The organism is Rhodococcus sp. C1 (genome assembly GCF_020809065.1).
GTDB classification, from domain to species: Bacteria; Actinomycetota; Actinomycetes; order Mycobacteriales; family Mycobacteriaceae; genus Rhodococcus_F; species Rhodococcus_F qingshengii.
Genome location: NZ_CP078080.1, coordinates 5,235,255 through 5,255,980 on the forward strand (window position 1 = coordinate 5,235,255; position 20,726 = coordinate 5,255,980).

22 protein-coding genes are annotated in these 20,726 nt (G+C 62.3%); 9 read left to right on the forward strand and 13 right to left on the reverse strand.

Annotated features, from left to right (window positions below; genetic code table 11):
* Nucleotides 1–4 precede the first annotated feature (4 nt).
* The 5 genes from KTR60_RS24055 to KTR60_RS24075 all read right to left on the reverse strand — a co-directional run bounded on the left by KTR60_RS24055 (nucleotide 5) and on the right by KTR60_RS24075 (nucleotide 4,958).
* Nucleotides 5–655, reverse strand: a complete 651-nt coding sequence (locus tag KTR60_RS24055) for an NUDIX domain-containing protein (protein WP_125052724.1) — start codon at nucleotides 653–655, stop codon at nucleotides 5–7.
* A complete protein-coding gene (locus KTR60_RS24060; protein WP_407720064.1) occupies nucleotides 652–1,941 on the reverse strand; it encodes an adenylosuccinate synthetase in 1,290 nt (429 codons plus the stop codon). The genes KTR60_RS24055 and KTR60_RS24060 overlap by 4 nt, the downstream gene beginning before the upstream one ends.
* 9 nt (nucleotides 1,942–1,950) lie before the next feature.
* The gene (locus KTR60_RS24065) at nucleotides 1,951–2,937 is read right to left on the reverse strand and encodes a hypothetical protein (protein ID WP_042924860.1); all 987 of its coding nucleotides are present in this window, start codon (nucleotides 2,935–2,937) and stop codon (nucleotides 1,951–1,953) included.
* A 5-nt stretch (nucleotides 2,938–2,942) separates the two neighbouring features.
* Nucleotides 2,943–3,974: a hypothetical protein gene (locus tag KTR60_RS24070; RefSeq protein ID WP_228401325.1), complete on the reverse strand. Its 1,032-nt coding sequence runs from the start codon at nucleotides 3,972–3,974 to the stop codon at nucleotides 2,943–2,945.
* Between the two features lie 84 nt (nucleotides 3,975–4,058).
* On the reverse strand, nucleotides 4,059–4,958 hold the full coding sequence (locus tag KTR60_RS24075) for a LysR family transcriptional regulator (protein ID WP_063315783.1): 900 nt from the start codon (nucleotides 4,956–4,958) through the stop codon (nucleotides 4,059–4,061).
* 188 nt (nucleotides 4,959–5,146) lie between these two features.
* Between KTR60_RS24075 and KTR60_RS24080 the strand changes: the two genes are divergently transcribed.
* Entirely contained in the window at nucleotides 5,147–5,785 is a 639-nt protein-coding gene (locus KTR60_RS24080) for a hypothetical protein (RefSeq protein WP_125051988.1), read from the forward strand.
* The gene (locus KTR60_RS24085; protein ID WP_007732641.1) at nucleotides 5,782–6,558 is read left to right on the forward strand and encodes an SDR family NAD(P)-dependent oxidoreductase; all 777 of its coding nucleotides are present in this window, start codon (nucleotides 5,782–5,784) and stop codon (nucleotides 6,556–6,558) included. The genes KTR60_RS24080 and KTR60_RS24085 overlap by 4 nt, the downstream gene beginning before the upstream one ends.
* A gap of 15 nt (nucleotides 6,559–6,573) precedes the next feature.
* On the opposite strand, the gene KTR60_RS24090 is transcribed toward KTR60_RS24085, so the two are convergent.
* Nucleotides 6,574–7,335, reverse strand: coding sequence for an SDR family NAD(P)-dependent oxidoreductase (locus KTR60_RS24090; RefSeq protein WP_228401326.1), 762 nt, complete (start codon nucleotides 7,333–7,335; stop codon nucleotides 6,574–6,576).
* A 199-nt stretch (nucleotides 7,336–7,534) separates the two neighbouring features.
* Between KTR60_RS24090 and KTR60_RS24095 the strand changes: the two genes are divergently transcribed.
* Nucleotides 7,535–8,311 carry an SDR family oxidoreductase gene (locus KTR60_RS24095; RefSeq protein WP_003940546.1) on the forward strand — a complete coding sequence of 259 codons (777 nt, stop codon included), beginning with the start codon at nucleotides 7,535–7,537 and terminating at the stop codon, nucleotides 8,309–8,311.
* A 110-nt stretch (nucleotides 8,312–8,421) separates the two neighbouring features.
* Here KTR60_RS24095 and KTR60_RS24100 read toward each other — a convergent pair whose 3' ends face one another.
* From KTR60_RS24100 to KTR60_RS24125, 6 genes are read right to left on the reverse strand one after another with little or no spacing between them, the layout of a single operon-like run.
* Nucleotides 8,422–9,243: a MaoC/PaaZ C-terminal domain-containing protein gene (locus tag KTR60_RS24100; RefSeq protein WP_058226567.1), complete on the reverse strand. Its 822-nt coding sequence runs from the start codon at nucleotides 9,241–9,243 to the stop codon at nucleotides 8,422–8,424.
* A 14-nt stretch (nucleotides 9,244–9,257) separates the two neighbouring features.
* A complete protein-coding gene (locus KTR60_RS24105; RefSeq protein ID WP_003940050.1) occupies nucleotides 9,258–10,436 on the reverse strand; it encodes a lipid-transfer protein in 1,179 nt (392 codons plus the stop codon).
* Nucleotides 10,436–10,864, reverse strand: coding sequence for a MaoC family dehydratase (locus tag KTR60_RS24110; RefSeq protein WP_003940399.1), 429 nt, complete (start codon nucleotides 10,862–10,864; stop codon nucleotides 10,436–10,438). The genes KTR60_RS24105 and KTR60_RS24110 overlap by 1 nt, the downstream gene beginning before the upstream one ends.
* Nucleotides 10,861–11,976, reverse strand: coding sequence for an acyl-CoA dehydrogenase family protein (locus KTR60_RS24115; protein ID WP_125051992.1), 1,116 nt, complete (start codon nucleotides 11,974–11,976; stop codon nucleotides 10,861–10,863). Before KTR60_RS24115 ends, KTR60_RS24110 begins: the two co-directional genes overlap by 4 nt.
* Complete coding sequence (locus KTR60_RS24120) at nucleotides 11,976–12,923, reverse strand: bifunctional MaoC family dehydratase N-terminal/OB-fold nucleic acid binding domain-containing protein (RefSeq protein WP_064687713.1); 948 nt, start codon at nucleotides 12,921–12,923, stop codon at nucleotides 11,976–11,978. The genes KTR60_RS24115 and KTR60_RS24120 overlap by 1 nt, the downstream gene beginning before the upstream one ends.
* The gene (locus KTR60_RS24125; RefSeq protein ID WP_003940442.1) at nucleotides 12,920–14,086 is read right to left on the reverse strand and encodes an acyl-CoA dehydrogenase family protein; all 1,167 of its coding nucleotides are present in this window, start codon (nucleotides 14,084–14,086) and stop codon (nucleotides 12,920–12,922) included. Before KTR60_RS24125 ends, KTR60_RS24120 begins: the two co-directional genes overlap by 4 nt.
* A gap of 130 nt (nucleotides 14,087–14,216) precedes the next feature.
* Between KTR60_RS24125 and KTR60_RS24130 the strand changes: the two genes are divergently transcribed.
* From KTR60_RS24130 to KTR60_RS24145, 4 genes are all read left to right on the forward strand, one after another.
* Nucleotides 14,217–14,675: a nuclear transport factor 2 family protein gene (locus KTR60_RS24130; protein ID WP_030537000.1), complete on the forward strand. Its 459-nt coding sequence runs from the start codon at nucleotides 14,217–14,219 to the stop codon at nucleotides 14,673–14,675.
* Between the two features lie 114 nt (nucleotides 14,676–14,789).
* Nucleotides 14,790–15,647 (forward strand): MetQ/NlpA family ABC transporter substrate-binding protein, encoded by an 858-nt coding sequence (locus tag KTR60_RS24135; protein WP_003940478.1) that lies wholly within the window; start codon nucleotides 14,790–14,792, stop codon nucleotides 15,645–15,647.
* 12 nt (nucleotides 15,648–15,659) lie between these two features.
* Entirely contained in the window at nucleotides 15,660–16,661 is a 1,002-nt protein-coding gene (locus KTR60_RS24140; protein ID WP_047270724.1) for a methionine ABC transporter ATP-binding protein, read from the forward strand.
* Entirely contained in the window at nucleotides 16,658–17,326 is a 669-nt protein-coding gene (locus KTR60_RS24145; RefSeq protein WP_007732650.1) for a methionine ABC transporter permease, read from the forward strand. Before KTR60_RS24140 ends, KTR60_RS24145 begins: the two co-directional genes overlap by 4 nt.
* Before the next feature lie 4 nt (nucleotides 17,327–17,330).
* Here KTR60_RS24145 and KTR60_RS24150 read toward each other — a convergent pair whose 3' ends face one another.
* On the reverse strand, nucleotides 17,331–18,551 hold the full coding sequence (locus KTR60_RS24150) for a fatty acid desaturase family protein (protein WP_021331991.1): 1,221 nt from the start codon (nucleotides 18,549–18,551) through the stop codon (nucleotides 17,331–17,333).
* A 133-nt stretch (nucleotides 18,552–18,684) separates the two neighbouring features.
* Between KTR60_RS24150 and KTR60_RS24155 the strand changes: the two genes are divergently transcribed.
* Both KTR60_RS24155 and KTR60_RS24160 read left to right on the forward strand, forming a co-directional pair.
* A complete protein-coding gene (locus KTR60_RS24155) occupies nucleotides 18,685–19,890 on the forward strand; it encodes an enhanced intracellular survival protein Eis (RefSeq protein ID WP_042924862.1) in 1,206 nt (401 codons plus the stop codon).
* Between the two features lie 65 nt (nucleotides 19,891–19,955).
* Nucleotides 19,956–20,519 (forward strand): GtrA family protein, encoded by a 564-nt coding sequence (locus tag KTR60_RS24160; protein WP_003939753.1) that lies wholly within the window; start codon nucleotides 19,956–19,958, stop codon nucleotides 20,517–20,519.
* The last annotated feature ends 207 nt before the right edge of the window (nucleotides 20,520–20,726 follow it).

Below are 20,726 nucleotides of genomic sequence, written 5' to 3' on the forward strand. Positions count from 1 at the left end.
TAGGTCAGCTGTTTTCGGTCCACGCCCAGACCACCGCGGGTCGCCCGGTGGCACTGACCCGGACTCGTTCGTCCGTACGTTCCAGCCCTGGCAACGCTTTGAGCGTCCGGTTCAAATTGCCCGGGTCCGGACGCACACCGGAAAGCTCCTCCGCCACGGCCAGCGCGTACGACGCCGGAAACGACGGACCCAGTAGTGCCCCTGTGAATGCCTGATCTCGCCACAACAGGGTGTCAGCAAGGATCGGGCGGGTATCGGCGACTATCCGATTGTGGTCGAACGCAAGGTCCCCCGGGTTGTCCCAGCTCACCCATTCGGCCGAACCCGGCACCTCGTCCGACGAGATCACTGCCCACATGGTCACCGAGAGCGTCGGACCGCGGGGGTCGCGATTGGGTTCGTCGAACACGGTCAATTGACCGCTGACGAGGATCTTCTCGTCGGGAATTCCGAGCTTGGTGGTCACGGCTCGCCTGGCGGCGTCCTGCAACCGCTCACCGGCGCCCAGCAGTACACCGGGCAGCGCCAACTGCCCGGTGTACGGCTCCGCTTGCCGCGGAGTGACGGCAAATCGCAACATCCCGGGTTCCGGATTGCCGAACCGGAGCGCGATGACATCGATCGAGACAAGTGACTGGTCCACACCGTCCATCATGCAGGCACTGGGCATCGCATCTGACGATCGACCCGGTCGGCACCGTTCGCGGTCAGCACTACCGGCGCACCCATTTCCTCGCTCAGATACCGGGCGAAATCCTCCGGGTCGGCCGGAAGTTCCTTCGGCACGACCCCTACGGCTTTCAGGGAATCTGTCAGCGCCTGCTGGTGATCGAGATCCTTCCACTCTCCGACGGGAACGAACGGCAATCCTTCGTACGCGTGCACCCCGTGGATCGGGACGCCTGCAGCCCGCGCGCGATCCATCGCGTCGAGATGAGTAAGCGCCAAACCGTCGACGCCACCGCTCACCTCGATTGCGTAGTGCAACAACAACTCGTCGAGGTGGCCCGTCCGGAATCCGCCTTGATACTCACCCGTCCCGTTGTGCAGCTCGGGCAACACCTTCGCCAGCTCCGGATCCTCCGTCGGGAAGGGCCCAGCTCCGTGTCGTGTCATGTACGTGCGGGTGACGCCGAGTACGTAACTGTCCCGCCCCAACTCGTCGATCATCGCTCGCGCGTTGGACGGCTCGACCGTCGACCACGTGGTGTGTGGGTGAAACCCCCGCCACTCGTCGAGAAGGACACCTTGTGCCCCCTCGAATACCAGACGACCACGGGCACCCAACGCGCCCAGCGCATCCGGGTCGGCGATGTCCACGACGGCACCGAATTCCGCGTACATGTCGACCATGTCGTCGATCGGCGGAAAACCGTGGCGACTCTCCGCGATCAACGGTCCGTAGAATGTGGCCGACGCCGACAACTTACGACGCAAGGAGTCAGGTCGCCGGCAGTCTCCCACCGTAGGCGCATTCGCAATTTCGAGCGCATACGCCGCGGTCTCACCGATCCCCTTGCCACACGAGCCGTGTCGGTTACCGCCGCGAGCATCCTCACGGGCCCTGTTGGCGGCCACGTGAATCGGCGTCGTCAACAATGCGCGCGCGTCGATCCGTATCAGATCGAACGGATTTCGAACTCCGAGCGCTTCCAGAGCACACGCCTCCCGGGCGAGGGCGATGGGCTCGACCAACACGAATCTCGAGAGAAACGTCGGGACGCCGGACAGCGTTCCCGAACCGAACTGCGAAAACGTGTGGTGGTACTCGCCGACCGTCACGTTGTGCGCTGCCTGTGCCCCACCGTTGAACCGGACCACTGCGGCCACACCCAAATCGGCTTGGTCGGAGCAAAGCCAATCGACGGTTGCTCCCTTCCCCGCATCTCCGAACCCGAGGTCTACGACGACGATATCGCGGTCTTCGAACGGCTCCATCATGCTCTCCTTCTATGCGAAATCGACATCGTCCGTATCGGTTCCGAGATCGTGGGGCAACCCGGCCACCGTCGCGGTGCTGCGCCCTGGGATCACAGCGAGAGCCTTGCCGACGGTCTCGGCTTCAGCTCTTGAACCGATGTCGCGGAGATCCGCCAGTCCGTCACGCAGGTCGATGCGGTCCTCACCGATTCCGACCGTCAGCGCGATCAGTTCGCACACCGCAGCGGGGTCGTCGAGTTTGACGAAGCGTTCACCGAGCAACTTCTTCCAGTGATCCGCGATTTCCGGATCGTTGAAGTACGACGACTGATCTGGCAGAACGAAGTAGACATTCCATCTTTCTTCGAGTTCACGGTAGATCGACGAGACCGATACGTCCTGACGTACCTTGTCGCCGATCACCGAACGGATGTGACGAGCCGAGAGCCGCGGCTTGTTCAGCTCGTCGCCGATGATGAAGAGGTAGCCTTTCCTTCCGCGCTTCTCCCAGGCATCCGTACTGGTGTGGCGCGCCATGAAATATGCTGCCAATTCATAGCTTTCCGACTTCTGTCCACCACCGTTGCCCTCGAGGAAGATGGTCCGAAGCTGCTCGTCCATCGCGTTACCCGACTCGAACTGACCGACTTGTAGTGGCACCTGATCGGAATCGGCGTCGCCGATACCACCGAACAGAATCTGCGGATCATCCGCGTATCCCTTGCGTTGCAGCAGCCCGTGCAGCTTTCCGAGCTTGTCCTGCATGATTCGAGGAACAGCGCCCATCGAGCCGGTGACATCGAAAAGCACTGCTATCGGGAGAGAATCGGGGTGCCCGGCCGAGTCTCGGCATTCACGCTTGTCGACGCCGAAGGGGTCGAGGGTCGGGTCCGCTTTCCAACTGCTTCGCGGACGCGACCGAAGCGAATCGGTGTAACCGAAATCGTCGACACCGCGTGCGGCACGAAAAGTCTTGCCCGCCAAATAGGTGTTGTCGTCCCAGTTTCCGTAGCCCATGACAATCACTGTCCTTTCGTGGATGGAACGGCGAACGGACGAAATGTCCGCTGGCCATAGAGAAGATCGAGGAGTTCGTCGAACTCACCCAGTAGGTCGACCGCGTCGGGACGCAATCTCGGGTTGTCCTGCATGCAGCCGTCGGCAAACACCTTCATCCGTTCGTGGGTCTGCTCGCCCAGCATTCGGAGCATCAAATGATGAGCCATGTAGACGTCCCAGGCCGGAGACGCTCCTTCGCCGAGTTCCGGTGGGTACGAATCACGATCGGAACCGATCGTCGCCACCGGGCGGCTGCCCGTACGGGTGGCAAAGGACCAGCCGACCAGCACCACCCCGTGCCGATCAGGCTCGATCAGCACGTTCTCCGCGGTAATCGCCGTGTGCACCCAACCAGTCGCATGCGCTGCTGCCAGAGCCCGAAGTAGCCGTCGGTGCATCCACGCCCAGTCCCGTGGATCGAGGCCACCTGGATACGCCTCACGGACGTCGGCGAGACTCACAAAACCTTCGGTCAGATCGTCCAACACATCGATCTGACGTCTCGTGCCGCTGCCCACATGGGTGATTTGATCGATCAATCGCGGGAAGTACGAGACTGCCCAACCGGCTTCGCACGAATTCTCGATGTCCGTCAACACATTCCGTTCGGCCTCGATCATCGAGTTCGCCCGAGGGTCTCGCGGAATCTTCAGTACGACACCGGCATCGGACCGGTACAGGTTAGCGACCGAGCCGCGCGCTACCAATCCACCCAACGTGTACTCGCCCCGCTCGCCGACATAAACGGGTCGAGAATCTGCCGGCTCGAACTCCGCTGTCCAACTGCGGTAAAGCTCGTTCAATCGAGATGTTGCGGCCGAGTATCGCACCCGATCTTCGGGCTTCACCCGGTCCGGATGAATGGCTGAGGCGAGCCGATGAAAACGACGCTTTGCAGCGCGACGGGTGTCGAGATCGCTGGAGCCCCCCCCGAACACATCGGCCGAAACTCGTGCTGCCTCGACGATTTCAAGTGCCGTGCTGATCGTTTTCATGGTTTTAGTCTAACCGACTAAAACCATGACGGCAAGAATGCGTATTTCATCCGAGTACATGCGCATCACATCAGGACACGGCAATCACCTGTCGGCACCGAGGGCTGAAACAGCTTTGCGTAGCTCGATCACTGCCGGACTGCTGTCGCCCTCACGGGTACACAGATCGATCGAACACTGCTCGATGTCGGAAATGCGCACGAAACTGATATCCGAGCGGGTGTAGTACTCGGCAATGGTTGCTGCCGTTATCACCACCGCCCGACCGTTGGCGACAACCTCGAGCGCTTCGTCCATCGTGCGGACAGAGGGACCGTACCGGACGGGTACACCACTGGGGCGCGGGTCCACCGACCACCATTTCACCCATTCGGGTGGCGCACCGTCACTCGAAACCTGCACAGTCCCATCTATTTCAGAAATCTCGATGCTCGTACGGCCCGCCAGTTGGTGTCCTCGAGGCAGGGCCACCACCCGCGGTTCGACGCCGATCCGTTCGAGCACCACACCGTCGAGCACCGGCAGTGGAGGGCGCACGAAGGCGGCATCGACGGTCGCGCTCGCCACCGCGGAAACCTGTTGGGACCAGTCCAATTGGACCAGCTCCACCTCCGCATGCAACGAATCGATCACCGCACGTCCCAAACTTCCGGCCGCCCCGTTGATGAATCCGATCCGCAACCGCCTGGCCCGCCGACGCTCGAGTGCGTCGAGCCCGTTCATCGCGCGAACGGCGAACTCGAGAGCGGGCCGCGCATCCGCGACGAACACCTCACCCGCGGCGGTGAGCACCACCGGGTGCGAACTGCGATCAACCAACTCGACACCCACCTGTTCCTCGAGTCGACGAATCTGCTGACTGAGAGCAGGCGCCGTGACGAACAACCGGTCTGCCGCTCGGCCGAAGTGCCCTTCCGCCACGACGACGAGCAACGAGGACACCAACCGCAGATTCAGATCTTCACCTCTTCTCGCCTTTTTCATTACCGTCCATTCGGTTGTCTTAGGCCGCTGTTCGCCAGCAAAGTGATGAACATCACGGTATCTGAACAGCGGAGTTAAGCAAACCGGCAATTGTCGAACGAAGTTCTACATGTACAGCGAATGCCACGTCAGGTCACAGTTGTCGCAGATCCGGACAGCCCGCCGAATCCGCGAAACCAGGAGATGTGATGAGCAAGTACGAGCACGAATTCGTCCACATGATGGATGGCGTCGAAAAGCAATTGGGAACCATCGACAATCCGCGGCACCAGAAGATCCTCCGAAACTACCGGCGCCACGCATTGCTCGAGGTCTCCGGTCGTTACAAGGAAATCCTCTCGCCCGACATGACCGTAGAAGAACCCGTCTACCGGTTGTTCGAAGACGGGCAGTCGATTGTTCTGGACGGCATGGACGCCGTCACCAACTTCTACCAGTCACTCGCCGAGACGGACACCCTTGTCATGTGGACCGGACAGTCCGACTTCGCGGTCTCCGACAGCGGATTCTCGGGTGAGACTCTCTTCAGTCAATTCGTCCCAGGATCGATTCTGGGAGACGGGGTGTTCGGCGCGGTGCACGAATCGGGTGGATCCACCCCCGCAGCCCCCGAACAGTCGTCGGACATCGACCCCGACGGTTGGTATCTCGTGCGTCGGACCTTGGCATTTGTCTGGCCGTACGACGAGCAGGGGCGACTCATCGGTGAGCATGTCTACGAAGATTCTGCTTCGAAAGTCGTGACCAAGGTGGACCCGAGCGAGGTCATCACGGCGGCGCGCGCAGCCGAACTGCTTGCCCCACTGCTCGAAACGCACCTGCCGTGAGCGCGCCCGTAGCCATTGTCACCGGCGCAGCTGCCGGGTTGGGCGCCGCTATTGCCGAGCGCCTTGCGGAGGACTTCGGCACCCTGCTTCTCCTCGACATCGAAGAGGCTGCACTCGCCGACACCGCAGCACGCCTGGAAAGCCTTGGCGTAGCAGTCCACACGGCACGATGCGATGTTCGACGTGAAGGTGACGTCAAGAACGCCTTCGACGTGGCTGCATCGGCCGGAAGCCCGACTGCACTCGTCAACGGCGCCGGAATCGGCGTCTTCACTCCGTTCCTCGAGATCACCGAAGACCAGTGGGACAACACCTTTGCGGTGAACACCAAGGGCAGCTTCCTGATGTGCCGCGAATTCGTGAGCAGAACCGAGGGTCCGGCAGCGATCGTCAACATCGCGTCGATCGGTGCCCGCTTGGGCGGTGACATGCTCGCGCACTACGGACCGTCGAAGGCCGCCGTGATCGAGATGAGTCACAGCGTCGCCCGGATCGGCGCGACTCGAGGACTTCGCTCGAATACGGTCATGCCCGGGCTGATCCTCACCGACATGTGGCTTCGAACCATCAAGGAACTGCGTCGACGCGATCCCTCGCTCACAGATGTTTCCGATGCTGACGTCTTCGATTCTTTTGTCGCACAGATGGTTCCGATGGGTCGAGCTCAGACACCCGGAGACATCGCCGAGATGGTCGCCTTCTTGCTCAGTGACAAGGCTCGCAACGTCACCGGCCAGACGATTGCCGTCGACGGCGGCGCCGTGATGACCTGATCGGGTCGATGGCGGTCAGCCCCAGCGCGACTGGCCGCCGTCGAGCGGGATCGTGGCACCCGTGAGGTACCCGGCGTCTTCGCTGACGAGGAAGACGACGGCACGACCGATGTCGGCCTCGGGGTCTCCGACGCGTCCCAGCGGAATACCTGCGACAAATGCCGCTGCCTCTTCGGGATTCTTGTCCATCCACCACTGCAACGCGGGAGTCTTGGCGTGCGGGGCAACATTGAGAACGCGAATGTTGTCCTTGCCCCATTCGCAGGCGGCAGCGCGGGTCAACGAGCGCATGCCTTCTTTGATGGAACCGTAAGCGCCGTAGTTACTGGCATCCCAGCGCACCGCCGCCGAGGTGACCATGTTGATGATGACGCCACCGCCACGACTGTTCATGTGGGGGTACGACGCCTGCATCATGCGCAGGGTGGCGAGCGGCCCCGTCGCGAAGGAACGCTCGAAGTCTTCGTCGAGCACGCTCAAGAGTGGGCCGGGCTTGCAGTCGTTGGCGTTGTTGACCAGGATGTCGATTCCGCCGAACAGTTCGACGGTACGGTCCACGGCGTCGGTGATGTCGTCCTTCTTGCTGACGTCGCAGACCACCGCCTCACCGCGCGCACCGATGTCAGCCAGTAGTCCGCACGTGGTGTGCAACTTGGATTCGGTGCGGCCGGAAACGGCGATCACGGCGCCCTCTTTGGCCAAGGCCAGGGCAATCCCCTGCCCGATTCCCTGACCCGCACCGGTGATGAGTGCGACTTTGCCTTCGAGCTTGCCCATGTGACCACTCCAATGTCCGTCGACGCAGAGGTCCCTTTTGCGGGAGGGACCGGTCGATTCTGGTGACTGCCGCTGTTTGTCGTCTACACTCGACCTACAAAACAACCAAGCACTTGCTTGACCCTAAGGTGTGCGACCACGTCGCGTCAATCACATTGGGCGGCAATTCAGCTCGGCACCGCACCAGGAAGGCTCCACCGTGACACTGCCCAACCCCGTCGATTTCAGCGGACGCTCGGTGATCGTCACCGGCGGCACCAAAGGCATCGGCTACGTCATCGCCGAAACCTTCCTCGCCGCGGGTGCGAACGTCCTGGTCTGTGGCCGTAACGAGCCCGAAAACCTACCCACCGCCGACGGTCGTAGCGCAGCCTTTCGCGCCACGGACGTCCGCGATCCCGCCGACGCCGCAGCCCTCGTCCAGGATGCCGTCGAGCGCTTCGGCCGTCTGGACGTCCTGGTCAACAACGCCGGCGGCTCCCCCGACGCCGACGCTGCGACGGTGTCACCCCGCTTCGTCGAGAAGATCGTGGCCCTGAACCTGTTGGCACCCTTCAACGTTGCCCAGGCCGCAAATGCAGTGATGCAGACTCAGGACGACGGCGGCGCCATCATCAACATCGGCAGTGTCTCGGCGATCGACCCGCAGCCCGGAACCGCGGCGTACAGCGCAGCCAAGGCAGGCCTCCTCGTTCTGACCAAGGCATTGGCCCTCGAATGGGCGCCGAAGGTCCGGATCAACCACATCACCACCGGCCTGATCCGTACCGAGGCTGCCGCCGAGGTCTACGGCGCCGACGGCGGCGCTGCGGTCACCAGGACCATTCCGATGGAGCGCATGGCCGTGCCGGCCGATATCGCCAACTCCTGCCTGTTCCTGGCGAGCCCGCTCTCCTCGTACGTGAACGGCGCCGACATCGCCGTTCACGGCGGCGGTGAGTACCCGGCTCGCTACATGGCGACCCACCAGGATTGAAACAAATACGAAGCAGCCCCTGAGCGGATTCGCTCGGGGGCTGCTTCTTCGTGTGAACAACTGCGGGGCGCGACGAGGGGTCAAGCACCCCGCAGTTGAGTCTGGAGGGACTAGCGAGCGGAGAAGCTCACTCGTGCACCGGAAATCGCTACCTGATCACCCTTGGTGACCTGGAAGGCCAGGTCGTCGGGAGTTCCCCACGCAACGATGGACGGCGCTTCACCCGGATGGATTGCCGCAGCGAATCGACCCTCGAGGCTCACAAGGTCCGCCGGATGCACTCCGGCGACCCGGGCAAGCTCGAGCGTGCTCGCGGCCAACGTGCACAGGCCGTGCATGATCGGACGCGGCTGGTTGATCCGCGCCGCAGCCTCGGGATCGATGTGGATGTGGTGCTTGTCGCCCAGGAGCCGGTACATCGCCGTCTGGTTCTCCGCTGTGGTCAACACACCGGTCAACAAAGGCTCGCCGGTCGGCTCCGCCGGACGTGAGGGTCCACGTTCTCCGCCGAATCCACCGGCACCGGGGGCAAAAAGTGACCAGGTCGCGACGAAGTATTCGCACTCCACCTTCACTTCGAACACGGCCGCTGCGCCCTTGTCCCACACCTCGCCGACCGAAGCCTTCAAGGTCACGTCACCGCTACGCGGAAGCGGAGCAAGCACTTTCAGCTCTTGCGAGCCGTGCAGTGCCGTCGAGGTGTCGAAGGCGCCCGCCGAACCCAGAGCGTCGGGAGCCCACTGCGCCAGCGTCAGAGCAAAGGTCGGCAGTACCCGAAGCTGATCCTCGAAGACGAGGTCCAGCTCGGTCGCCTTGGCGCCCACGGCAAGTGCGTACAGGATCGCGTCGCGCTCGGTGTACGACACGGTGCGGGTCCCGAGATCGGCTCCACGCCAATCGCCGGCGGTCTTCGCAGCTTCCGAAGTTGTCACTGTCTTTTCCTCTCTCAAACAGCGCCGAGAACGAGACCGCTGGTGGGTACTGCTGTTCCGGCTGTGACCAATACGTTTTCGACGCCCTCGGGCTGGTTGGTCGACGTGCCTCGCACCAGTCGCACACCTTCGGCAATTCCGTTGACACCGTGCAGGTACGCCTCGCCGACCTGACCACCGTGAGTGTTGGACGGCAGGCGTCCACCGATCTCGAGGTTGCCTTCGCGGATGAAGTCCTTTGCTTCGCCTGGCTTGCAGAAGCCCAGTTCTTCGAGCTGGGGAAGCACCAACGGAGTGAAGTGGTCGTACAGGATCGCGGCGTTGATGTCGTCCGGTGTCAGGCCGCTCTGGCCGTACAGCTGACGAGCAACCAGGCCCATCTCCGGGATACCGGAGATGTCGGGCCGGTAGTAGCTGGTCATCATGTGCTGATCCTTGCTACTGCCCTGAGCGGCGCCCTTGATGACGACGGGCTTGTTGGCCAGATCCTTTGCGCGCTCGGCAGAGACGATGACCAATGCCTGGCCGCCGTCGGTTTCCTGGCAGCAGTCGAGCAGGTGCAGCGGCTCGGCGATCCAGCGCGAGTTCTGATGGTCCTCGAGCGTGATCGGACGCTCGTAGAACCAAGCAGCCGGGTTGTTGGCGGCATGCTTGCGCGCCACCACTGCAACTCGTCCGAAGTCCTCACTCGTCGCACCGTACTGGTGCATGTAGCGGCGGGCGAACATGGCGACCCACTGAGCGGGAGTCGACAATCCCTGAGGAGTCATCCACGCATACGCGGCGCGGTCAGCCGTGCTGTCCATCGGTCGATCGTGTTGGCCCAGGCCGTAGCGCACACCGGAGCGCTCGTTGAAGGCGCGGTAGCAGACCACGACGTCGGCAACACCCGTCGCAACTGCCATGGCTGCCTGCTGCACGGTGGCACACGCAGCGCCGCCGCCGTAGTGAATGCGCGAGAAGAACTTCAGCTCGCCGAGACCACAGTTGCGAGCCACGATCGCTTCGCCGTTCGTCTCCGACGTGTAGGTGGACAGACCGTCGACCTCGGACGGATCGATACCGGCGTCAGCGAGTGCCGCGACGATGGCCTCACACGCCAACTGCAGTTCGGTGCGGCCGGAGTTCTTGGAGAACTCGGTGGATCCGATGCCGACGATGGCGGCGGCTCCCGAGAGTGGGCTGATCGCCATCAGGGCCTCTCCTCTTCCTTGAAAGCGACTGCGACGGTGCCGGATGCATGGTTGCCGAGGCTGTTTGCACCCTGCACCTTGACCACGACCACTCCGTCTTCCTTGGACACGACCTCACCGGTCATCGTCATGGTGTCACCCGGGTAGTTGGGCGCCCCGAGACGAATGGCGATGCGGCGCAGGGTCGATGCAGATCCGGCCCAGTCCGTGACGTATCGACCGACAAGACCGTTGCTCGTGAGGATGTTCATGAAGACATCCTTCGAGCCACGCTCCTGGGCCAGGCTCGGATCGTGGTGCACGTCCTGAAAATCGCGAGTGGCGATTGCCGTGGCGACGATCAACGTGCGGGTCAGCGGGATCGCCAACTCGGGCAATGCCTCTCCGACAACGACGTCTGCGTAGCTACGACCGGCAAGAACGGTCATGCGAGCACCTCCACACCGGATGCGAGCTGCGCACCCAGACGCGCTAGATCGGAGCTGGAACCACCGAGGGTGGCAGCAATCTGCTTGCCCCACAACAGGTGACGGTGAACCGGGTAGTCGGTGTCGACGCCCATGCCGCCGTGAACATGCGTGGTGCGATGCACGACGCGCTGTCCGCCGTCGGTAGCCCACCACTTGGCGACCAGTACCGAGGTGCCGAGATCCAGTCCCTCGGAGATGCGCCAGGCGGCCTGCCACAGTGTCACGCGCATCGCTTCGAGATCGATGTAGCAGTCAGCGAGTTGATGATTGACGGCCTGGAAGGTCGCCAGCGGACGGCCGAACTGCTTGCGGCCGTTCAGGTACGTGACGGCCTGCGCGACTGCACCCGACCCGACGCCCCATTGGATTGCGGCCAATGCCAGCTGAACGCGGTCGATCAGCCACGGAACCGTGGTGCCGTCAGCCGCACCGATCAGCTGCGCGGGGGCACCGGCAAAGGTGACGTTGGCACAGATCTCCCAGTTGGTGGACTGCGTCTGTTCGAGCGTCACTCCCTCGGCACTCAGGTCGACCAGCAGCAGTGCCGTACCGGTGGAAGCGGTTGCCGAAACGAGAGCAAGGTTCGCGACGTGAGTCATCGGCACTACTGCCTTCTCACCCGTCACGGTCCAGTTGCCGTCGGCGTCCTGCTCAGCCGTGGTCAGTGGGTCGCCGCCCGTGTACGGACCGAACTCTTCGAGACCGACGGTCAGGAATCGACTGCCGTCGGCAACTCCCGGAAGGAGTTCGGCGCGAAGGGAATCAGAGCCGAATTCGTTGACAGCCAATGCTGCAAGGGTCGTTTCCCAGATCGGCACGGCCGCAACGTGACGTCCCTGCTGTTCGAGCAGTGCGTACAGCTCGGACAAGCCGAGGCCACCGCCGCCGAACTCCTCCGGCAGGGCGATACCGAGCAACCCGGTGCTCGCGAGCTCACGCCACAGTTCACGGTCGACGCGCTCAGCGGAGAGTTCGATCTCCTTGGTGCGCTCGATCGTTGCCTTGCTGGTGAAGACCTCGTCGGCCAGTGCGCGAATTGCTTCCTGCTCTTCGCTGAAATTGAAGTCCATCAGTGCTCCTCGCGTACGGCCGGCCGGAACGCGGGAAGCGTCAGATCCGGGTCGGCGTCGATCCAGTCAAGTTCCACGGGCATGTCGACCACGACATCTTCGGGCGCGATACCCACCATGTTGGCGATCAATCGGGTTCCCTCTTCGAGTTCGATTACCGCAACGACGAGCGGGTAGTCGAACGCGTCGATCTTGGGGTGGTGATTGACCACGAAGCTGTACACCGTGCCACGACCCGACGCGTCGATCGTGTCCCACTCGAGTGACTGGCACTCGCCGCACATCGGGCCGGTGGGATGACGCAACGTCTTGCAGGACGTGCAGCGCTGGATCACCAGACGGTGCTCTTTGGCCGCTTCGAACCAGAAAGCATTGTCCGCGTTGAGAGCCGGACGCGGACGCAGTGCACGAGGAGCTTCGGGCGCAGCAGATTCCTGAGGTTTGAACCGCAGCGTCCGCCACCGCTGGGTGCCGACAACCTGATCGTCACCGTTGCGGTAGGTCTTGAGCGTCGTGACGAAGTGTCCGACACCGAGGCCGGTCTTCTTCTCCGGCGAAATCGACTCGATGACCTCGGTGTAGTTAACGCGATCGCCTGGGCGCAGTTCGGCGAAGAACTCCTGATCGGAATCGGTGGCCACGACAGAGCTGTAGCCGGCTGCGTCGAGGGTGGCGATCAGATCGGTCCACACCTGCGACGGGTCGTTGCCCGCCATCTTGTCGGTAAAGGTCCGCATGATCCAGACCTGAAGCATCTGAGCGGGAGCGACGACGCCGTCACGACCGGTGGCGCGGGCAGCGTCGTCGTCGAGGTAGACGGGGTTGGTATCGCCCATGGTCTCGGCCCAATGCCGGATCATGGGGATGTTGACCTCGTCTGGCCCCCAGGTGGTGGGAACAAGCGTCTGGCCTACAAAAGCGTCGAGTTGCGCCGAAATGTCGCTCACTTGACCCTCTTTTCGCGAACGAGTCCCAAGCCGATGGTGCCGACCATGTCCCGCAGAACTTCGTTGACGCCGCCGCCGAAGGTGTTCACGACACCCTGACGCGAGATCTGCTCGATCTGACCGGCAAGCAGAGCGCCCGGAGACTCGGGGCGGATGCGACCGGCGGAGCCGAGAATTCCGAGCAGGGTGCGGTAGACGTCGACGTGAGTCTCGGTCCCGTACGTCTTGGTGGCACCGGCGTCGGCTCCGGAGAGCGTGTCCTGTGCGACGGCTGCCGTCATCTTCCAATTCAGCAGTCGCATGGCCTCGAGCTTGGCGTGTGTGCGAGCGAAGTCCTGTTGCACCCACGGGATGTCGATGGCGCCGTTTTCCTTGGCCCAGTCCAGGACCAGGTTCCACAGACCGTACGTGCGACCACCGATGGCCGCCAGGCCGATTCGCTCGTGGTTGAGCTGAGCCGTGATGAGCTGCCAGCCGCCGTTGACCTCGCCCACAACGTCCTTCGACGGAACTCGAATGCCGGAGTAGTACGTGGACGTCACCATCAAACCGCCGACGGTGTTGATCGGTGACCACTCGAAGCCTGCATCCTCGGTGGGGACGATCAGGATCGAGATTCCCTTGTGCTTGGGGGCATCCGCGTCGGTGCGGCAGGCCAGCCACACGTAGTCGGCAGTGTTGGCGCCACTGGTGAAGATCTTGTTGCCGTCGACGATCCACTCGTCACCGTCGAGAACCGCACGAGTCTTGAGTGACGCAAGGTCGGTGCCGGCCTCGGGCTCGGTGTACCCGATTGCGAAGACGATGTCGCCGGCCAGGATGCCGGGCAGGAAACGTTCCTTCTGTTCTTCGGTGCCGTACTTCATCAACGTCGGTCCGACGGTATTGACCGTCACGAAGGGAAACGGCAGACCTGCGCGCTGAACCTCGTCGAAGAACACGAACTGCTCTTCGATGGAGCGTCCCTGTCCACCGAATTCCTTGGGCCAGCCGATACCGAGCCAACCGTCCTTGCCCAGCAACTTCACGATCTCGCGGAAGTACTCGCCACCCACACCTTGCTCGCCGGCCGCGCGACGCTTCTCTTCCGGCAGCAGCGCCGCGAAGTACGCGCGCAACTCCTTGCGGAGCTCCTGCTGCTCGGGCGATTCCCTCAGATCCATCGCTGTTTCTCCTATGGCATTCATGGCTGGCAACTCTTGGCCTGGACGCTAACCAGATGCCCAGGTGGGCGCTGTGAGTGTCTCGATGAGCGGGAAGCCGAAACATGAGCGGCGTCACATAGGGTGAGATATGCGCATGGACTCCTCGGATCGCGTCGCTCTCACCGACTTGGCCGCCAGGTACGCACAGGCCGTCGACCGCCGAAACACCACTGCACTTGCGGCTCTCTTCACTGACGACGTGGCATTCGTCTTGCCGCCGGCACTGAACGGAACGGGTGCGCCGACGGAGATACGTGGGAATTCCGTCGTCAGCAGTTCGGTGGTCGATGCCGTCTCACATCTGCACTCGACCCGGCACATCGTCGAGCAGCAGATCCTCGACCTCGACGGCCCCACCACTGCGCACGGTGAGGCCTACTGCTCCGCCCACCACATCTATCCGCGGGGCGAGGGCCACCGGGACAACCGGATCGAGATTCGTTACCAGGACAGCTTCGAAAAGATCGACGGCACCTGGCTGTTCTCGCGTCGCGAACTGGTAGTCGATTTTGCCGAGGACGTTCCGGTCATCCTGCTCGGACAATAGGTACATGAAAAAATCGCGGTGATTCTGTATCTCCTCACGGGAGGTTTACCGGGCTAGCGTTCAGCAACTGTCACGCCATCTCGGCGTGCGTTCGGCTATGTCTTGGAGATTCACATGTCACGCTCGCGCACCAGAAGATTCCTCGCTGCCTTCGCAGTGGCCGCCGTCGCAGTCGGAACCGTAGCCGCGTGCTCGAGCGACAACTCCTCCGACGAGAACGCACCTCTTCGCATCGTCGCTTCTTCGGTTCCGCACGCCGAGATCCTGAAGTTCGTCGAAGAAAAGGGCCTGCTCGGTGACACCAAGATCGAGGTCAGCGAGATCACCGGCGATCTCGACGCCAACGAGGTGCTCGAAGCCGGAGACACCGACGCCAACTTCTTCCAGCACGTGCCGTACCAGGAATCGTGGTCGAAGGAGAAGGGCGTCGACGACCTGGTCGCAGTGGCGAAAGTCCACGTCGAGCCGCTCGGTGCATATTCCAAGAAGGTCACCAACGTGGCCGACCTGCGCCAGGGCGCAACGGTCGCTTTGTCCAACAACGTGACGAACTTCGCCCGTGGGCTGTACCTGCTGCAGCAGGCCGGTTTGATCAAGCTCGATCAGCAGTTGGGCGCCCCCGGCACCGACATCACGCAGATCAGCGAGAAGAACATCATCGACAACCCCAAGGGACTCACGTTCACCCAGGTCGATCCCCCGCAGTTGCCGCGCACGCTCGACGACGGAAATGTCGATCTCGCAATCATCAACGGCAACTACGCAATCGAAGGTGGCCTCAACCCGGCCAAGGACGCCCTGGTGCTCGAGAAGGCCGAGGGCAACCCGTACGCCAATGTCCTGACCGTACGCACCTCGCTCGAAAACGATGCGCGAGTACAGAAGTTGGCCGAGGCATTGACGTCCGCCGACGTCGCGACGTTCATCGAGCAGACCTATCAGGGCTCGGTCATTCCGGCCAGCGCTACCTGATCGAGACCCGTCATGGTCTTCTCGATCGAATCGGTCTCCAAGGAATACCGCAGCGGCACAAAGGTTCTGCATGCACTCGATTCTGTATCCCTGAAAATCGAAGACGGCGAAATCTTCGGCATCATCGGCAAGAGCGGCGCCGGCAAGTCGACTTTGCTGCGCTGCCTCAACCTGCTCGAACGCCCGACCAGTGGCCGGATTCTGTTGGGCGACACCGATCTGACCGCGTTGAGCCCAGCGCAACTGCGCGACACACGCAAGCGGATCGGTGTCGTGTTCCAGCATTTCAACCTGCTGCATTCCCGTTCGGTCGCCGCCAACATCGCCTTCCCTCTCGAAGTGGCGGGATACTCGCGGGCAGATCGACGTGCCCGCGTCGACGAGCTGATCGAGTTGGTGGGCTTGGAAGACCGACGTGACGCCTTCCCCTCGCAACTGTCCGGCGGCCAGAAACAACGCGTCGGCATCGCGAGAGCCTTGGCGGCTTCACCCGACGTCCTCCTGTGCGACGAGGCCACGAGCGCCCTCGACTCGGACACAACCGATTCGATCCTCGACCTGCTCGCCGATCTCAATCGACGACTCGGTGTGACCATTGTTCTGATCACCCACGAGCTCAACGTGGTTCGACGGATCTGCCATCGCGCTGCGCTGATCGATCAGGGCCGCATCGTCGACGAGGGAACGCTCACCGAACTGGTCGCAGACCCGGACTCACCCCTCGGAGAGGCGCTACTGCCGACCGGAACGGTACGAACGTCCACGACCGGAATTCCGGCGCTCCTCACCTTTGTCGATTCACTGTCCACCTCACCCGTGATTTCCCAACTCTCACGAGATCTCGACGTCGACGTCACCGTGATCTCCGGCGGTATCGAGGACATCGGATCCCATCAGGTCGGTCGCCTTCGCGTGGAGTTCGCCTCACACACGGGACTCGTCAGCAACGAAGAGACAAGAAAGTCTGTCGAAGAACATCTTTCGCAGCGCGGAGTGAAGGTGACGTTCTCATGAACAAGACGTCCTGGCAGGATTCCCTGGGCGAAGCATGGGAAGCCCTACTCGACACGCTCTACATGGTCGGTGTCTCGTTCGTGCTCACCGTGATCATCGGAATCGCTCTCGGTGTTCTGTTGCACGCGAGCGCGCCCGACGGAATCCGTCCCAACCGCGTCCTCAATTCGGTTCTGGGCACCGTGGTGAACATCGGCCGTTCGCTGCCGTTCGTCATCTTGTTGGTGCTCCTCATCCCGGCAACGAGGGCGATCGTCGGAACAGCGCTCGGCGCCACGGCAGCGATCGTCCCGCTGACCATCGGTTCGGTGCCCTTCTTTGCGCGCGTCGTCGAGAACGCCTTGCGTGAAGTCGATTCCGGACGCGTCGAGGCAGCGCGGTCCATGGGCGCCACCGACAAAGACATCATCACCAAGGTGCTACTGCCCGAATCCGTTCCGGGATTGGTAGCAGGAGCAACCCTGACGGCGGTGATGCTGATCGGCTTCTCGGCCATGGCAGGTGCCATCGGCGCCGGTGGACTCGGCGACTTCGCAATCAAGTACGGCTACCAACGATTCAACACACCGGTGCTGTTCGTCGCAGTCGTGATCTTGATCGTGCTGGTGCAGGCAATCCAGTCGACCGGCGATCTCGTGGTTCGTTCAATGGCGCACAAGCGGTAACTGATCAGCTCGAGACCATCGCGATCGCTGTTCGCAGTCCGCGCCGCTTACCCGTCTGCGGATCGACGCCGAACACTTCCTTGATTCCGCCTCGGATGCGGAACTTCAACTCCGAGTGCGTCTCCGGAGCGTCGTCCTGGGAAGCCGAGAGAAACCTGTTGGGCAGCGACAACTTCCAGATGGTGCGCAGAGTCAATCCGTACTGCTTCCACAGCGGCCCGGTCGTGTACGGGAGGTCGTACTTGTCACACAGGTCGCGCAACGGCACCGCGATTTCCGAGTACCGATTGCTCGGCAGATCCGGGAAGCAGTGATGCTCGATCTGGTAGCAGAGGTTGCCGCTCATGAAGGCCATGACGGGACCGGCATGAAAGTTGGCAGAGCCCAGCATCTGTCGTAGGTACCACTGAGCGCGCGATTCGTTCTCGAATTCCTCGAGCGTGAACTTCTCGGCACCGTCGGGAAAGTGCCCGCAGAAGATGACGGCGTAACTCCAGTAGTTTCGGATGAGGTTCGCAACGACGTTCGCCGTCAACGTGGTCTTCCACGCGGGGCCGGTCAGGGCGGGGAACAGGATGTAATCCTTCGCCACCTGACGCGCGATCTTCTTACCGACGTCCTTGGCCATGTCCGATTTCTCGGACCACTTCACCTCACCCTTGCGGAGTTTGTCCGTTTCGAGGTGATGCAGTGCCACTCCCCACTCGAAGAGGGTCGCGAGCACAAAATTCGTGATCGGTTGAAAGAGATAGTCGGCGTGCCACTTTTGATCGCGCGTGACGCGCATGATTCCGTAGCCCACGTCGTTGTCCAGTCCGACGATGTTGGTGAACTTGTGATGGGTGAAGTTGTGCGAGTGCTTCCATCCCGAGGACGGGCAGGTGTTGTCCCACTCCCAGTTGCTCGAGTGAATCTCGGGATCGTTCATCCAGTCCCACTGGCCGTGGATGATGTTGTGGCCGAGTTCCATGTTCTCGATGATCTTGCCGACCCCCAGCAGCGCAGTCCCCAGAATCCAGGCAGGCTTCTTCTTGCTGGCGAACAAGACGATGCGGCCGGCCACCATCAGAGAGCGTTGAAACGCGATCGTCCGCTGGATGTATCGAGCGTCGTGCGCGCCGCGCTTCTCCTCGATGTCGAGCCGAATGGCGTCCAACTCGCGCCCGAGCGCTTCGACGTCTTCCTCGGTGAGATGGGCATATTCCTTGATGTCGGTGATCGCCACAGTGTTTCTCCGTATCGGTTTTCTCCGTGCCGCAGGGCTGGTCCGTCGGGCGGTACCCCTGGGAGCCGGTGCGGAAACGTCAGCCCCGATATTCATGTGCGTCTTCACGCAATCTATGCCAAAGTCGATATACGTGAGCCCCGAAAACAAGATCACCATCCGCACCGCTACCGAGAGCGACTGGCCGGCTCTCCAACTACTCGACTCGGTGGGGTTCGGTTTTCACCCGTCTCCCGCGGTCAGCGAACTGACGAAGGCGCTCTACAAGCCCGAGGACATCATCCTCGCCGTCGACGGTGACCTACCCGTCGGCGTGGCCATCGAAATCGACATGGAATTCACCGTGCCCGGCGGACGCCAACTCCCCACGCGCGGAATCACCTGGGTATCCGTCGCCCCGACTCACCGTCGACGTGGTGTCCTACGCTCGATGTTCACTGCACTTCACGCCCACATCGAGTCGACCGGAGCACCACTTGCGGCCCTGACGGCCAGCGAGGCCGGCATCTACAACCGCTTCGGATACGGCCCGGCCACCTTCAGCGAAGGCATCACCCTCGATCGCCGCTTCGCACGATTCCGCCCCGAGGTGCCCGACAACGGTGGCGTGTCCATCGTCGACATCAAAGCTGCCTCGACGCTTCTTCCCGAGATCTACGACCGCTGGCGACTGCAGACTCCCGGCGCGCAGGTCCGTCCGCAACCACTCTGGGACCACATGTTCGCCGACCCGTCGGAGGATCGTGACGGCGCCTCCGGACTGTTCTTTCTGACACACGCGGACGGATACATCGCTTACCGGCACACGAGCGAGGGCCGCGACAGCATCGCCCGGATCGACGAGTTCGTGACGATCACCGAAGATGCGCACGCGGCGCTGTGGCGCACGATCTGCGGCCTCGACCTCGTCACCCGGATCGAGACACGCCAGCATCCTGCCGATCCACTCCGGCTGATGCTCACGGACTACCGCCTTGCCCGGACGACGACGCGCTCCGATCGACTGTGGCTGCGCATCATGGACGTTCCCGCGGCTCTCGAGGCTCGTGAATATGCTGCTGACCTGGACACAGTCATCAAGGTCGAAGATCCGTTCCTGAAGGCCGGCGGAACCTTCGCACTTCAGGTCAAGGACGGCAAGGCCACCTGTACGGCCACTGACGCGGTGCCTGCGATCACGATGCCCTCTGATGTCCTGAGCAGCTTGTACCTGGGCGAGCACCAGGCCAAGACCTTCGCGGCGGCGCACCGACTCCACGCGTCCGATCCGCAGGAGATCCTGAATTTCGACTTCGCTTTCAACGCGCAGAAGCCCGCAATTCTCGGGTACGGATTCTGATGATCTTGCCGACACGGGCATCGACGATTTGTGCCCTCGGTCGTATTCAGGGTTAGCCTCGAACAATGGCGTTTGTCGAAAAGATGGTCAATAGGCTTCCTGAGCGGGTTCTCGTGCGCGTCCTGCCGCACGCAGAAATGCTCAAGTTCCTGGTGGTCGGCGGCATCGCCTTCATCGTCACCACGGTGCTGTTCTTCGGCATCAAGTGGACGGTTCTGCCTCAGCACCCGGTGACGGCCAACATCCTTGCGGTCCTGATCGCGACGGTTCTGTCCTACGTCCTCAACCGCGAATGGTCGTTTGCGCAGCGCGGTGGTCGACAGCGCCATCACGAGGCCGCTCTGTTCTTCATCGTCGCGGGTATCGGTTTGGCCATCAACCAGGTACCACTCTGGACCTCCCGGTACGTGTTCCATCTGCGTCAACCCGAGGTGTCGGTGTTGATGGAAAACTTCGCGGACTTCATCAGCGGATCGATCATCGGGACCCTGCTGGCGACGGCCTTCCGCTGGTGGGCCATGCGTCGGTACGTCTTCCCCGAAGAAGCCACCGACAGCCAGGTCGTTCTCGACATCGAAGCGACTCCCGGCACCAAGACGCCGACAACCGACGCCACCGCCCTCGACTGACTCCCGGATCGACGCACCCGATCGCTCGCGCTTCGATCAGAGTTCGTCGATTGCGATCAACCCGTCCTGCAGCGCCCGCGCAAGCAGTGCCATCTTTGTCGGCGCGATGCTCCTGAACGGGCTGGCCCATCCCTGATCATCATCGGCGACAAGCACTCCAGCCTGCAGTTTTCCCGCTCTGCACAACACGGTCACGACACAGTGATC